Origin of the sequence: Halobacteriovorax sp. HLS (assembly GCF_004006665.1) — a bacterium.
GTDB lineage: Bacteria > Bdellovibrionota > Bacteriovoracia > Bacteriovoracales > Bacteriovoracaceae > Halobacteriovorax.
In genome coordinates this window covers 446161-460471 of record NZ_QOCL01000014.1, presented here as the reverse complement: position 1 = coordinate 460471, position 14311 = coordinate 446161, and the positions used below count along the sequence as shown (strand labels likewise).

Sequence of the window (14311 nt, the reverse complement as noted above, 5' to 3'; positions counted from 1 at the left end):
CCTTTTTAAAAATTAGTAATCTAAACCAGATTTTCTAATATGAACCTTTGGCTTAGAGTCATCATTCATTACATAGCTTGCTGTAATTTCTGCAAGAATTAATTCATGGTCACCTGGCTTTATTTTATCTTTGAAACGACACTCTAAAATCGACTTGGCACCTTTTATCAAAATTCCGCCATTCGAAGAAATTTCATGATCAATGACTTTAAAAGGAGAATTCTCAGGATCATAACCACTCCAAAAGTGTTTTAAGAAGTTCATATCGTGATCTCCCACAATATTCACAGTAAAAGTTTCACCAGCAATAATTGAATTATAGCCAGGTCTATCAGGATTAATTGCTATCGCAATCATTAAAGGACTAAAGCTGATTTGCTGAACCCAACTCGCAAGATATCCATCAAGTTGATCACCAGTTTTAGTTGCTACGATAAAAAGTCCAGACGGTATATGACCAACGGCCTTTGCAATTTCTTTTGAATCACTCATATTATCTCCTATTGTTGATAGTAAACCTCGGTCATTAGAACAAATTTGACGCCTTTTTAGAAGTTATTTATGGGGTAAAAAATATCTCTTGTATTGTGTCATTAGAATAGTCTAAAATATTATAAGGCCAACCATGCTCAGCAATTTTGTTGTTGACGCGTATTCAAGGAGGAATGGTATGGGGAAGGTCAATCTCGATCATTTTAAAGAACTCTTACTAGAGAAACGTCAGCAAATTCTAAATGGCGGTTTACTTAATTCTACAGAAGACTTACATATTTCTACTGATGACTTAGCAGATGAAGCTGACTTAGCTCAAAGTGTAATAAATCAGCAAGTTACTTTCAATATGAGAAATAGAGAAAGAGCTAAACTTCGCCAAATTGAAGCAGCCCTAGAAAGAATAGAAGATAAAACTTATGGTCTTTGTGAAGACTGTGATGATCCTATCGGACAAAAAAGGCTAACAAACCAGCCTTGGACAACTCTGTGTATTACACATGCTGAAGAGCGAGAAAGAGAACTAGGTCACTTCCACTCTGTGGGTTAATATTACAATTAAATTTAATTTAAATAAAAAGAGCTCAAACGAGCTCTTTTTTTTAATCAATTTCTGATGCTCTCATTGATATTGATTTAGTAGCATTTGCATTCTTTACAATAGCAGCTACTTTATTTTCTAGAGAATAACTTCCTGTATAGACGATTTCACTTCTAATATCATATGAGCTCATCGTTCTATGACTTTTCAAATTCTGACATGATGCCATTGAAAATAGTAACCCGAAAATAAATGTTAATGATAGTAAAATTGATTTCATAAAAACATCCTTGTTTTTTCGCCCTTCCTGGACTTCTACAGACTATAAAGCAAACACGATGCCAAAGATGACCATAAACTTTCGATAACTTACAAAAGATCGGGAGTAACTAGGGTCAGAGTGTCGATAAAAGTCGTCACCACTTTGACGCCAAAAATATCAAACAAAAGAGATAGTCTATTTTCTAAGCAAATCACTCATAAAAAATCGTATAAAGTTTAGACATCCCCCTTAATGATTATCAAAAGATTAGACACTTTCATTGCTAAGCTACTGTTTTTAGAGTCACTTTATTGGCCCGCTCTTTGCTTAAGTAATAGGTGTATATAGAAATGATCACAATCGAGACATTTCTGCAAAACTTAACTATATTATCCACACGGAGTTTGGACAAATGACACAAGATTTGAAACCAAAATTTTCTAAAATGCTTCTAAGCCTTGGTCTTTCTATGGCCTTGCTTTCAATGCCTACTATGGCCGACTCAGGACACGCTAGAAATAAGAAATCTAGCTTAAGCCCAGAGCTCTTAAAGAAAGTAACTAAGAAGACTTACTTCAATCCAAAAACTGCAATTGTTAGAGATAAGGACTCACTAGACCTCAATCTTCTTAAGTCGACATACGCAAGTTGGGGTATTGATCCGGATAATAACTCATCTTCTATTAACTTAATTAAAGCATGGAAAAATTATAAAAAAACGAAAGATATAGTTGTCGCAGTTATTGACACAGGTATTGATCCTGACCATCCATTTCTTAAAAAGAATATTCATGTTCTTCAGGGAAAATCAAGTCAACTAAACTACGGACTAGACTTCTCAAAAGGGAAAGTTTCGGCAAGTAAACCAAATGATGATCATGGACATGGAACTCATGTCGCTGGAATAATAAAGAGTGTTTTTCCAACTGTACAAATCTTAACTTTAAAATACTACAACAGAACTGCTAATGGACAAGATAACTTGAATTCAACAATTGAAGCTCTAGACTATGCTGTAAACATGGGTGTTGATATTATCAATTACTCTGGTGGTGGACCAGAGCCAGATAGAAGGGAGCTTGAAATTCTAAAAAGAGCAGAAGCAAAAGGTATTTTAGTTGTTGCTGCTGCAGGAAATGAAGAATCAAATATTGATAATAAAGATAACGCTTACTATCCTGCAAGCTACGGTTTAAAGAATATTATTACTGTAACTGCTCACGATCAAAGTAAGAAAGTTTTATCTTCATCAAACTATGGAATGAAGACTGTTGATATATCTGCACCTGGTTACAGAATAAAGTCGGCCCTTCCAAATAATAGATCAGGTTATCTGACGGGGACAAGCCAAGCAACGGCATTTGTTTCAGGAGTAGCTGCACTAATTAAGTCACACTACCCTACACTAACAGCAGAGCAACTAAGAATGATTGTTAAAAAGTCAGCAAGAAAAGAAGTTTCATTAATGGCAAAATGCTCTTCTGGAGGAAGACTAGACGCTTCTAAGGCACACACACTAGCTGCTCAATTTACAAAAGAGTCTAATCAAAAAAGATCTCTTGCACAAAAGCCTCTCGTAAAAAGAGAAGTTGCTCAAAAGTTTAATACGAAAAATGAAAATGGAATAATTTATTACAAGAAAGCGAATTAATAACTAAAAATCATATACCGGTAAAATGATAGCGCGGCTGCAACTACACCAATGACCCCTAAGAACGTTACAGCTATCACACCGATCCTAACAAGACCAAATACCCTGTAATTTAAAATTGATAGAAATAGAGACAAGTCACTTCGCTTAACTTCCCTCCCCTTAGAAATAGACTCTTGAATACTACTGAATAAGTGTGAGAGATATTCATTCTCTTCACTATTTTCAAATTTCTTCCAAAGCTCTACTTCCTCAACATCATAGCGAACTAATTCAATTATTAAATCTGTAAACTCTTGAAGATAAAGATTTCTATCGTCTAGGCCATAATCACGGCAGTTGTAGAAGTAATCTAATAGTACATTATATCTGAAAAGTAGCTTTCGTTGGTATCGCTGAAATTTTGATTTATCTAAAAATTCGAGTTCTTTATGAAGTTTTACAACTGGACCTAGAACTTCCCAGTAATTCTCTCGAATTGAGTAGAAACTTTTCTCACCAAGAGGATCTCCTAGAAAGTCAAATCCCATCTGAAAACCACAAGATTCACATTCATTATTATCAATGAACACGGATTTACACTCAGGACACCGAACAGTGTCTTTAATTGGTCTTGGTAAAAATGAACTTGAACCATTCCTTGGCTCATTTGAAATTTCCATATATATAATTGTACCTGTAAAAAACTAAAATTGGCAATTACTTCATTGAGAAGTATTATCTAGTTTATGAACTCACCTTTTCAAAATAAATGGACAACAACTTTAGCCCTACCTTTCATAGGTGGTCTTCTCTATGCTAGCTCTTTTCCAATGACATTTGCTCCAAGCTTTTTCTTTGGGACAATTATTGGGATGGCCTTTTTAATCTACAGTTTGAGTTTTAGTAATAAAGAGATGCAAGAGCGCTCCATCTGGATGGATTTACTCAGTGTCATTGCTTTTAGTGTTGGATATAATATCTTAGGCTATTACTGGATACCTGAGACTTTAAATGAATTCGGACAAATTCCATTTCCACTGAATTGGACTCTTGGATTAGTTTTTTCATTTTTTATTTGTCCACATTTAATACTTTTTACTATTTTTCATCGCTACTATAAGAAGATCTCTATTAAAAGTTCATCTTTTATTTCAGTAACTACTAATCGAAATATTGTCTACGCGATAATTTTAACTTTGTTTGAGTACTTTACTCCTCAACAATTCCCTGCTCACATAGGTCACAACTGGCTACAATTAGCACCCAATTTAGCCTTGGCACCAGTCTTTGGAGCGCCCCTATTTTCCTTCATTAATTTCTGGATTGCTCTTTCACTAGTGAGCAAACTTAAATTTAAAAAATCTGATAAAATGGCACACTTCGTTTTTTGTATCATTTTATTAATAAATATTATCTCCCCTTTAGAAAGAACACAGAATAAAGCAAGTTCGACTCATCAAATACGTTTAGTTCAACCAAATATTGGAAATTTTCTAAAGATTAGTTCAGAAAATGGAATGGCACACGCATTTGATGAAGTATTCGACAAATATTTTCAACTAAGTACTAAACCTGCTGATCAAAAAATTGACCTAATATTTTGGCCAGAAACAGCTTACCCAAGGCTTCTAAACTCAGCACAAATGAGCACTAATGATCGATACGTTCCTGAATTAATAAAATCGATTATCACTAGCACTGGAGCAGAGCTCTTCACAGGAGGATATGATCAGTCATCTCGCAAAAATGATAATTACTTCCAAACTGAATATAATGCAGCCTTTCACTTTGGAAATGACGGGAAATTTAAAAACAAATTTAGAAAGATAAAGCTGATTCCTTTTGGAGAGGGTCTTCCCTTTGGACCACTAAATAAATATCTCGCTAAGTATATTCAAAATATCTCATTCTTTGCCAGTGGCGAGAGTATGACACTTTTTGAAACGAACAAAGGCACACCATTTGTTTCAGCAATATGCTATGAAATTCTCTTTTCAAATTTTATACGCGAGCATTTGAATAACTTAAAAGGTGATCCAGAATTTCTAGTGAACTTAACTAATGATAGTTGGTATGGAAAAACTGCTGAACCTTTCCAACACCTATATCTATCAAAATGGCGCGCACTAGAGTTTCAACTACCTATCATTAGAATGACAAATACGGGAATAACTTCAGTTATCTATGCAAATGGAGATGAGACAAAACGCTCGGAGCAGTTTGTGGAAGAGGTTCAAGATCTTCAACTCCTTTCTAGTAAAAGATATAAAACCCCATTTCAAAAATATGGAATTTGGTTAACGATTGCTTTTGCTATTGCTCTTCTTATACTTGTAGCCGTAATGAATAAATTTAGACCTTTGAAGAACTAAGGCCGGCCTTAAGTAAGTCATGTAACCTTAAAAAGCCCATGAACTTTTCATTTTCGATAACAGGAAGAACTCCTATTGGGTTCTTTCTCTCTTCCATCACCTTCAACGCATCATATGCAAGAGTAGAACTAGATATTGAAATAGGACTTTTATTATAGAATGAGTCAACACAACTTGATAGGTCTGCTCCTTCTTGAGACAAGGTTCTTCGAATATCCCCTTCAACGATCAATCCTATGAATTTGTCCCCATCCAAAACAGCACAAGCTCCGAGAGGCTTATTAGTCATCTCTAATATAACATCCTTTAAAGACTTATCCGCAGAAACAACAGCACAATCAGACTCCTTCCACATTAGATCCGCAACTTTCATTCTCAAGCTCTTTCCAAGAAATCCTCCAGGGTGGTTCTTAGCAAAGCCTTCCTTAGATAGGTTTACAGTATGTTCAAAGAAAACAGCAAGGGCATCCCCCATCGCAAGCGTGACAGTAGAACTTGTTGTTGGTGCCTGATTATTTATACAGGCCTCTTTATCAACACTACAGTCGAAGAAAACACCACAGTGAGAACCAATCTCACTTTGAGTAGCGCCTAAGAGCCCTACGATATTATCCTTACTCATTGGTAAAAATGGTATTATTTTCAAGATTTCTTCAGTAGTTCCAGACTTGCTTAGAAAAACAATTGCATCTTTCTTTGTAAGTCTCCCTAAGTCGCCGTGTAATGCTTCAGTTGGGTGTAAAAAGAAAGAACGAAGGCCCAGAGATGAAAAGGTGGCCGCTAATTTTAAACCGATCAGTCCAGACTTACCAACACCGCAAAAGACTAAATCTCCTCCAGACTCGATAAGGCTTCCAAAAAGCTTTTCAATGCTTTGAACTGACTCATTATTAAGTCTACTTGAAGCAATCTCTATTGATTTAGCCTCTAATAGGAGAACTTCTTTTAAAATATCAACTTTACTCATAACTTTCTCAATATTTACTTGGGTGAATAAAACATATGAGTTAAAATTATACCAATGTTAAAACAAATTTATTATCTTATTCTTAATAAAAAACTATATAAAAGATCATTAAATATCTTATTTATAAGTTTTACTCTAACTCTAAGTAGCTGTGGAAGCTATCAACAATTTCAACATATCGCTGAAGAGTTTGAGATTCCATCAAAACTATTTAAATCCACCTATAATCAATCATGGCAAGCGGTACTCCAAGTTATGCAAAAGTATGACCTCGCACTGCAAAATCAAGAGGCCGGAGTAATAAAGACACGATGGATAGACAATACGCTTCAGCTAAATTTCTCAGACTCATTTGGTAGTCGAGACTCGGTCAAAGCAGCTAGATTCAAACTTATTGTCAATGTCGTTAAAGGATTTAGTGGAAACAGAGAAGTTTCAAAGATAACAGTTTTCAAAAGACAAATGGTAGAACAAGATTTTCTACAAGGATGGAAAGTCGAGAGAAGTGACGGAATTCTTGAGAAATCTCTTCTCTATAGAATTGAGAGAGTAATTACCATAGACAATCAGCTTAAAAAGATAGAAGAGAAAAAGAGTAAAGAGCTAGAAGAAAACTTCTAGCTTAAAATGTTTGGGAAGCTAAAGAAACTTTTGACCAGTATCTCTTTTTAATATCAACAGAGCCTGTTGGCGACTTTTTTCCAGTAATTTTCTCTAATGAAGTATCCATTTCTTTAAAAATATCTTCATACTTTGACTTTTGAATCATCGATAAGAGAGGCTTCTTAGCTTTTTCAAACTTTAAATCTCCAACTGTTGTAATAACTTTCTTAATAAGGTTAGTTCTCTTTAAACTCGCCGTCTTTTCACCCTTCTTTGCTTTAGGGTTGTAGTAGTTCCTCTTATCATAGAGCATTTGCCAGACAAAAGGTGCTTCAGAAGTTAAGTTAAGCTTAGAGATATTATCTAAGGCCTGTGACCTTACGATGAAAGACTTATCTTTAAGTGCAGTACTAAATGATCTTTTATACTCTGTTCCCTTTAGGGCCAAGAGAGTTTTCAAAGAAGCCATTCTCATGACCCAACTAGGATGAGCTAAGAATTTAGATATATATGGAGCTGATTTTTTTCCCATGACTTGACCAAGAAGAAATGTTGCAACCCACTTATTCTTTTCTGGATACTTTCCATCTTTCATCACCTGAACCAGAGCAGGAACAGATTTTCCTCTATAAGAGATAACTTCTTTTTTTAAAGCAAGTAACTCTTTCTTATTAGAGTCTTTAGAAAACTTTTTTAAAAGTGAAGCCGTTATTACTTTTTGACTCGCTTGCTTATCAATACTTGCAAAGCATGAAGCTGAAAAGAAAACTAATAGAGATACTAATATTTTTATATTCATAGAAGTCCTAGGTTTAACCAAGCATCTTTTCAAATTCAGATAATAATTCTTCTGCCGATTTCTGTTCACCTTCATTTGCAGGAATATCATCAGCAGGTGCTTCTGCAGCTGCTTCGGCCGCAGGAGTTTCAGTGATTGCCGCGGCCATCTGCGCTTCAAGATCATCATCAGCTGGAGCTTCAGCAGGAATTTCGGCTGCAGGTGCTGCTTCCTCAACAGGAGCTTCAGCAGCAGGCTCCGGTTCTTCTGGAGTAGGTACTGGTGCAGGAGCTTCTCCACCACCCGCTTGTAAATCAGCAATTGTTTTCTTAAGCTGATCATTCTCTTGTTGAAGTCTTTTTAAATTTGCAAGATCTTCTTCAATAATTTCATATTCCATGAGTCTTTCTTTCAACTCGTCTCGCTCTTTAGTTACTTCAGTTAGTTGAGCGGCCATAGCGTCATCACCGCCATCAGCTGGGGCAGCACTTTTTAATGCTTCCAACTCTGCTCTTAACTTTTCAATCTCCGCCTGAAGAATTGCAACTTCTTCAGAACTATCTCCACCAGAACTTAATGATGCAGCTTGAGCTTCACGAAGCTTGTCATCAATTTCAGCCAACTGACGGTCCTTATCCATAAGTCTTTGTGTTAATGATGCAATCTCTGCATTTTTCTGATTTAATTCTTCTGAACTATCTCCAACGGAAATATTACCAATCGGCAAGTCACCAACAGGAACAACTGAAGGAATACCTGAACCGATATCTAAACCACCGCCTCTAAACAGTGACGACTTTAATGAAGTTGAATTTTGAATAATAGAATCTAGGTATGTCTTTAAAACGCTAGCAGGTATCTGATGTGATAGCTGGTGAAACTTCTTCTTATTGTAATGCCAATAAACGACAAGAATTACTAGTACTAGAATTAATATAGACAAGGTAATAATTAGAGTCTCATCACTAAATTGTGAAACTTCTCTTACGAACCTTTTTAGTGTCTCAGTCACGTCTCCATCCTTGGAATGCTAAAAGATTATATCTATGTAAAATTATAGGGCCTTACAAAATCCTGTCAACAGGAGTTCAATGTTTTCACTATCTGAGCAAAAATATCAACTATCTATTGATTTCTCTTTTTAAGTTCTTATAAAAAGGTGTCCTCGCTGCCAAGATTGATTCACAAAAAGGTTGAAACTCCTTACCATTGTAGTCAGTTACTTTGACTCCACTTTGAATGCAAATTAGCCCTGCTGCAGCCATATCCCAAGGAGCAAGTCCTTTTTCCCAAAACCCATCAAATACACCGCTAGAAACAAGACATAAATCAAGAGCAGCACTTCCCATTCTTCTAATTCCTCTTGAATTGGCCATCATATGCTTAAAAACTGAGAACTCATGATCAAATGGAATTCCTTTTTCACAAACAAAGCCTGTACTGAGAAGCGCTTGCTTTAACTTCTTAGGGTTATTGTCGCTATAAAGAGTTTTAGATTTCTTATGATTTCTTATATTTTGAAACTTGCTTTGCTCAAATGAGCTAGCAAAGAAACAGTCTCCATTTGAAGGTCTATATACAACCCCTACAACTGGTTTTCCAAAGTGCAGAAGAGAAATACAAATAGCATAGTAGTCTAATCCATTTAAATAATTATTCGTTCCATCAAGAGGATCAATAACCCATGTCCATTCTTTTTCCTTGAAGACTTCGTAGGCCTTTTTCTTATTTCCGAATTGAGCATAGGCACTCTCCTCGGCAAGAATATGATGATCAGGAAATTTTTTTAAAATAGATTTTATAATAAACTTTTCTGATGCAATATCTGCACTAGATGCTACACCTTGAGCTTGCTTATTTGTTATTTCTAAAGAGTTTAATTTTTTTTGATATTTTAATAAAATTTCTCCTGCCTTATAAGAAAGGTCAATTGAAAATTTAAGGGCATCTTTTATGTCTGATCTTTTATTCTTCATCATAGAAATTTCCAAATCCTTGGTCGGCTTCATCTATTTCGAACTCATCAATATTTAGTTCTTCATCCGGTGATTTTCTTACAGGAACAGTATAACCTTCATTAAGCCAATGTCCCATGTCGACCATTTTGCACCTCTCAGAGCAAAATGGTCTGAAATCAGAATGATAGTAATTAAATTCTTTTTTACAATTGGGACAATTTACTTTTAATATTTTTACCATAACTTCTCACAAAATTTTTCATACTTATCATTAAGTGTTGTCCATACACTATTTGATAACTTTCTAGTTTTAAATCTATCTACAACCCGAATACCACGTAATCCATTACACAGCCAAATCTCAGAGGCCGTATCTAGCACGCTTAATTTAATATCTGCTTCTTTAAATCTGTAATCTTCTTGCGACAAAAACTGTAGTAGAATCTGTCTAGTTACTCCATCTAGAACTCCACTTCTTAAACTAGGTGTTAGAATTTCTTCTTCGTTAATAATAAATATATTAGATGTCCCAGATTCCAATATATAATCTTCAAAATCAACGTAGAGCAATTCATTACAGTCAGTCCTTTCGCTTAATTCCATTGAATATTCTAGATAGTTTCCCACTTTAAGAAAACTTGGAATTAAACTCTTACCTTTTATACTATTAGATAGTCCAAGCTCTAAGCTCGATTCTTTTGCAGTAAACACATCTTTATAAATGAAAAAATCAATCTTTCCGGATAATGTTTTATAAAATGTTATGCGTATATAGTATTGCCCTATTTTTTCATAGGCCTTCATAAGTGATTCTCGAACAAGAGAGTCATAATCATTGAAATCAACTTTGAATAAGTACTCAACACATTTCTTAAGCCGAAGCATATGAAGTTCAAGCCCTACTATATTTCCGTCAGACATTAATAGTGTCGTAAAGGGAGTCTCACCAAAGAACAGTCCTCTATTGAGAAGAATTTCCTCAAGACTAAGCTCGGTTTCTGTCCTAAAAAGACTGCTATTCATACAAATACCTTTATTGAATTATGTGCCCAATAATGATAACTATTTGAACTTACAAAGGGAAGACAAATGAATGAACTCGTCATTATAGGACTTGGCTCACAAGCAAAGGCCTGGGCAGCAAATCTAACAGATTCAGGTCATAAAGTTCTAATAGCGCTTAGAGAAAATTCCTCTTCTAAAGCATTTGCTATAAAAAAAGGCTATCAGCTTCTCAATCTAGAATCAAATGAGCTATCTGATTATAAAAATTTTATTCTACTTACACCTGACCATACTCATTTAGAAACTTTAAGCAATTTGGCCCCTAGACTCCAAGATGGATCAAATATAATTTATGCCCATGGCTATAGCTATAGCGCTTTTAACTTAAAAGAAAAATTTCCAAAGCTCAATCATCTACTTCTTGCTCCAAAAGCAATTGCAAGCGAAGTAAGATTTCAATTTGAAAACGAAGGAAAACTAGGTGCTGCCTACTCTCTTGAGGGTATCTCAGGAGATAAAACAGCTTCTTCAGAGCTAATTTTTACAATAGCTAAAAGCATTGGAATTACCGCAGGCCCATATGAGACAACATTCCTAGAAGAGACAAATGCAGATCTATTTAGTGAACAGACGCTACTGTGTTCGATTCTTCCCTACGGTGCACTCCATTCGTATAACAAACTTCGAGAGAAAGGCGTGAAACGAGAAATCGCATACTTAGAATGCTGGCTCGAAGTAAAACTCATAGCTGACGCTATGGTTAAGATGGGGCCCATTGAGTTTTTTAAGCTAATCAGCCCTAACGCCTTGATAGGTGGTGAAAAGGCCCAACAAATCCTCTTTGACAAGCAGTATCACCAAAAACTAGACTCACTAGCAGAAGATATCTGGAATAAGAAATTTTTTACAGAATGCGAAACTCTAGATTTTAATAGCTTACGATCTGAGGTATTAACGAGATGGGAAGCTGAGGAATTAGTGGTCGTTCATAATGAGCTAGGCCCTGAACTCATAAACAAGTAGAATTGAATTGAAAAAATTAACAACTCTAAAAATCAAAGATACTAAATTAGAAAAAGGTCACGCCCCTCTTCAGATGCTAACTTGCTATGATTTTCAAACTGCTCAAATGCTCAATGAAACTGAATTAGATATTATTCTCGTTGGAGATAGCCTCGGAAATGTTATCCTTGGTTACGATACGACTATTCAAGTTAAGTTAGACGAAATAAAAGTTTTTGCAGCCGCTGTTAAACGTGGCGCCCCTAACAAATTTATAGTTGCCGACCTTCCATTTGGAACTTACTCTACAATTGAACAAGGTATTCAAAGCGCAACAGAACTATTTCAATACTCTGGAGCTGAATCAGTAAAGCTTGAAGGTGCATACCCTTATCAGCTTGAACTCGTTAAAAGACTTACTCAAATTGGAATTCCTGTTATGGGACATATTGGCCTTACTCCTCAATCTGTACATGAGCTTGGAGGTTACTATGTTCATGGAAAAGATGATGCCTCCGCAACGAAACTATTAAAAGAAGCAAAAGAACTTGAAAGTGCAGGAGCATTTTGTATTGTTCTAGAATGTGTTCAAAAAGATATTGCCACTCTTATAACTCGAGAACTTTCAATTCCAACAATTGGAATTGGAGCAGGTGATCAAACAGATGGTCAAGTACTCGTTCTAAATGATCTGCTTCAAATGGGACCAAATCGCCCTCCAAAATTTTGTACACCTATTGCAAACTTTTTTGAACTTAAAAAAGAGCTCATTGGAGACTATCTTACTAAGAATAAAAAAGTTTCCTATAAAGAAAATGAATCTTCAGTCCATTGATAACGGAAATTCTCATCCTCATGTAGGACTTTTTAAAGACTCTAAGCTTATTAGTGTAACGCCACTTAGCGAATATCATTTTGACAGTGATATCGCGGCCATTGCTTCAAGTGTCGGAAAAAAAAGTAACTTACAAGGGATTAACTATATTGAACTTTCTAAGTATAGAGGTGATTCAAACTTTCTAGATATGTCAGTAAGCTATGAAAGAACCTTAGGAGAAGATAGGCTTCATCAAGCCTATTACATATATAAAAGAAGTGACGCTCTAAAGAGCTTACTTATTGATGCTGGGACATTTACAACTGTTGACTTCATTGATAGTACAGGATTTAAAGGCGGGTTTATATTTCCAGGTCTAAGAACTCAACTAAATTCCTATGGTAGTGGAGCAAACCTACCCATCCTAAATGATGTGGAAGATTTAAACCTCTTCGATTCCCTACCAAACTCTACAAGCTCTGCTATTACAAGCGCCTTAAAGTTTTCTCAAATCTCATGGCTTGAAAAATTATTAAAAGACTATGAAATTGATCAAATTTATATAAGCGGTGGTTTCTCATCTCTTTTCTATACGGCTGCAAAAGAAATCTTTCGTGGAAAAATTATCCATGAGAAAAACCTTATTCACTATGCCTTATATGAAATATACTCATATATAAACGAGGATAAATTAAATGAATAATAAAACAGATTTCCCATACCTTCATGGATTCAGCTCTACCGAGCAGGAACGACTTTCAAAGCAAGCGGCTTTTGCTGAGCACACTGTTTATAAAGAAATCAATTTTTCGGAGCAAAAGCATATTCTCGAAGTTGGCTGTGGTGTTGGTGCTCAAACAGAAATTCTTCTTAGAAGATTTCCAAATCTTAAAGTAACTGGAATTGATAGAAGTGAAAAGCAATTAGAAACAGCAACAAAGTATATTAGCAGCAAGGCCGACACTAAGGATCGTTTTAGCTTTAAGTCTATGGACGCAACTAAAATGCAATTTCAAGGCGATGATTTTGATGGTGCATTCCTATGCTGGGTACTTGAGCATATTCCAAACCCTCAAAAAGTTTTAAGTGAAGTAAGAAGAGTTCTACGTCCAGGCTCTCCAGTTTATATTACAGAAGTTTTGAATACTTCATTCTTTTTAGACCCTTACTCACCTAATGTCTGGAAATATTGGATGGCCTTTAATGACTATCAATATGACATGAATGGTGATCCTTTTGTAGGTGCCAAGTTAGGTAATTTACTCTTACAACAAGGCTTTAAAGACATTCATACAGAGACTATAACTTGGCACTTAGACAATAGAAGACCAAAGCAGAGAAAGGAATATATTGATTTTTGGCATGAGCTTATGCTCAGTGCTGCTGACCAACTCATTGAGGCCGAAAGAGTTACTGAGGAGGTTGTAGAAGAGATGAAAAAAGAGATGGAACAAGTTGCCAGTGATCCTAACGCAGTTTTTTACTATTCATTCATCCAGGCAAAAGCAAGAGTATTCTAATATTAAAGGATCTAGAGCTTAGTCTAGATCCTTATCAATTAAATCTGAAATCATATCAGGAACAGAAGTCGCTCTATATTTTTTTCCATTCGTAGTGCGAATCCAATACCCATCTACGACTTTATCGTCCATTGGAATCTTGATTGGTTTTACTGAAATGATATGGTCTAAATTGATAAGCATCAACTCATGAGTCTCCTCAAGCGCCTGAACATTTCTCTGGCTTATCACATTAAATTTTCCAAAATTCATAATTTTCTCCTCTGCTAGGATAACATCGCTCTAAATGTTTGAAATGTGAATAGGTATAGTCGTATTTTACAGGGCATAGCGCAGAGAGTCTATTCTTTTCAACACTAGG

General features: G+C 35.5%; 18 protein-coding genes. 8 read left to right on the top strand and 10 right to left on the bottom strand.

From position 1 onward, the window contains the following. Positions 1-12: 12 nt before the first annotated feature. Positions 13-492, bottom strand: coding sequence for a flavin reductase family protein (locus DPQ89_RS16240; protein ID WP_127718084.1), 480 nt, complete (start codon positions 490-492; stop codon positions 13-15). Between the two features lie 178 nt (positions 493-670). On the opposite strand from DPQ89_RS16240, the gene DPQ89_RS16235 reads away from it, so the two are divergent. Continuing rightward, entirely contained in the window at positions 671-1042 is a 372-nt protein-coding gene (locus DPQ89_RS16235; RefSeq protein WP_164848487.1) for a TraR/DksA family transcriptional regulator, read from the top strand. Positions 1043-1094: 52 nt separating this feature from the next. Here the strand turns inward: DPQ89_RS16235 and DPQ89_RS16230 are convergent, their stop codons facing one another. Then, positions 1095-1313 carry a hypothetical protein gene (locus DPQ89_RS16230; protein WP_127718082.1) on the bottom strand — a complete coding sequence of 73 codons (219 nt, stop codon included), beginning with the start codon at positions 1311-1313 and terminating at the stop codon, positions 1095-1097. A 394-nt stretch (positions 1314-1707) separates the two neighbouring features. Here DPQ89_RS16230 and DPQ89_RS16225 point away from each other — a divergent pair, with 394 nt between their 5' ends. After that, the gene (locus DPQ89_RS16225; protein ID WP_127718081.1) at positions 1708-2946 is read left to right on the top strand and encodes a S8 family peptidase; all 1239 of its coding nucleotides are present in this window, start codon (positions 1708-1710) and stop codon (positions 2944-2946) included. On the opposite strand, the gene DPQ89_RS16220 is transcribed toward DPQ89_RS16225, so the two are convergent. Beyond that, positions 2943-3608, bottom strand: a complete 666-nt coding sequence (locus tag DPQ89_RS16220) for a hypothetical protein (protein ID WP_127718080.1) — start codon at positions 3606-3608, stop codon at positions 2943-2945. The two genes, DPQ89_RS16225 and DPQ89_RS16220, sit on opposite strands and share 4 nt — an antisense overlap. 66 nt (positions 3609-3674) lie before the next feature. Here DPQ89_RS16220 and lnt point away from each other — a divergent pair, with 66 nt between their 5' ends. Then, the gene (gene lnt, locus DPQ89_RS16215; protein WP_127718079.1) at positions 3675-5300 is read left to right on the top strand and encodes an apolipoprotein N-acyltransferase; all 1626 of its coding nucleotides are present in this window, start codon (positions 3675-3677) and stop codon (positions 5298-5300) included. Here the strand turns inward: lnt and DPQ89_RS16210 are convergent. Beyond that, positions 5281-6267: an SIS domain-containing protein gene (locus DPQ89_RS16210; RefSeq protein WP_127718078.1), complete on the bottom strand. Its 987-nt coding sequence runs from the start codon at positions 6265-6267 to the stop codon at positions 5281-5283. The two genes, lnt and DPQ89_RS16210, sit on opposite strands and share 20 nt — an antisense overlap. 54 nt (positions 6268-6321) lie before the next feature. Here DPQ89_RS16210 and DPQ89_RS16205 point away from each other — a divergent pair, with 54 nt between their 5' ends. Continuing rightward, positions 6322-6888 carry a hypothetical protein gene (locus DPQ89_RS16205; RefSeq protein ID WP_127718077.1) on the top strand — a complete coding sequence of 189 codons (567 nt, stop codon included), beginning with the start codon at positions 6322-6324 and terminating at the stop codon, positions 6886-6888. A 1-nt stretch (position 6889) separates the two neighbouring features. On the opposite strand, the gene DPQ89_RS16200 is transcribed toward DPQ89_RS16205, so the two are convergent. The 5 genes from DPQ89_RS16200 to DPQ89_RS16180 all read right to left on the bottom strand — a co-directional run bounded on the left by DPQ89_RS16200 (position 6890) and on the right by DPQ89_RS16180 (position 10629). Next, on the bottom strand, positions 6890-7669 hold the full coding sequence (locus tag DPQ89_RS16200; protein ID WP_127718076.1) for a HEAT repeat domain-containing protein: 780 nt from the start codon (positions 7667-7669) through the stop codon (positions 6890-6892). A 13-nt stretch (positions 7670-7682) separates the two neighbouring features. Further along, positions 7683-8660 carry a hypothetical protein gene (locus DPQ89_RS16195; protein ID WP_127718075.1) on the bottom strand — a complete coding sequence of 326 codons (978 nt, stop codon included), beginning with the start codon at positions 8658-8660 and terminating at the stop codon, positions 7683-7685. 109 nt (positions 8661-8769) lie between these two features. Next, entirely contained in the window at positions 8770-9627 is an 858-nt protein-coding gene (locus DPQ89_RS16190) for an inositol monophosphatase family protein (RefSeq protein ID WP_164848485.1), read from the bottom strand. Next, on the bottom strand, positions 9614-9847 hold the full coding sequence (locus DPQ89_RS16185; RefSeq protein ID WP_127718073.1) for a DNA gyrase inhibitor YacG: 234 nt from the start codon (positions 9845-9847) through the stop codon (positions 9614-9616). Before DPQ89_RS16185 ends, DPQ89_RS16190 begins: the two co-directional genes overlap by 14 nt. Continuing rightward, positions 9841-10629, bottom strand: a complete 789-nt coding sequence (locus tag DPQ89_RS16180; RefSeq protein ID WP_127718072.1) for an aminotransferase class IV — start codon at positions 10627-10629, stop codon at positions 9841-9843. The genes DPQ89_RS16185 and DPQ89_RS16180 overlap by 7 nt, the downstream gene beginning before the upstream one ends. Before the next feature lie 66 nt (positions 10630-10695). Between DPQ89_RS16180 and DPQ89_RS16175 the strand changes: the two genes are divergently transcribed. The 4 genes from DPQ89_RS16175 to DPQ89_RS16160 are packed head-to-tail and all read left to right on the top strand — an operon-like array spanning position 10696 to position 13950. Next, a complete protein-coding gene (locus tag DPQ89_RS16175; protein ID WP_127718071.1) occupies positions 10696-11634 on the top strand; it encodes an NAD(P)-binding domain-containing protein in 939 nt (312 codons plus the stop codon). Positions 11635-11641: 7 nt separating this feature from the next. After that, positions 11642-12448: a 3-methyl-2-oxobutanoate hydroxymethyltransferase gene (gene panB / locus DPQ89_RS16170; RefSeq protein WP_127718070.1), complete on the top strand. Its 807-nt coding sequence runs from the start codon at positions 11642-11644 to the stop codon at positions 12446-12448. Continuing rightward, the gene (locus tag DPQ89_RS16165; protein WP_127718069.1) at positions 12429-13133 is read left to right on the top strand and encodes a type III pantothenate kinase; all 705 of its coding nucleotides are present in this window, start codon (positions 12429-12431) and stop codon (positions 13131-13133) included. The genes panB and DPQ89_RS16165 overlap by 20 nt, the downstream gene beginning before the upstream one ends. Beyond that, complete coding sequence (locus DPQ89_RS16160) at positions 13126-13950, top strand: class I SAM-dependent methyltransferase (protein ID WP_127718068.1); 825 nt, start codon at positions 13126-13128, stop codon at positions 13948-13950. The genes DPQ89_RS16165 and DPQ89_RS16160 overlap by 8 nt, the downstream gene beginning before the upstream one ends. Before the next feature lie 18 nt (positions 13951-13968). Here the strand turns inward: DPQ89_RS16160 and DPQ89_RS16155 are convergent, their stop codons facing one another. After that, a complete protein-coding gene (locus tag DPQ89_RS16155; RefSeq protein ID WP_127718067.1) occupies positions 13969-14202 on the bottom strand; it encodes a hypothetical protein in 234 nt (77 codons plus the stop codon). Positions 14203-14311: the final 109 nt, after the last annotated feature.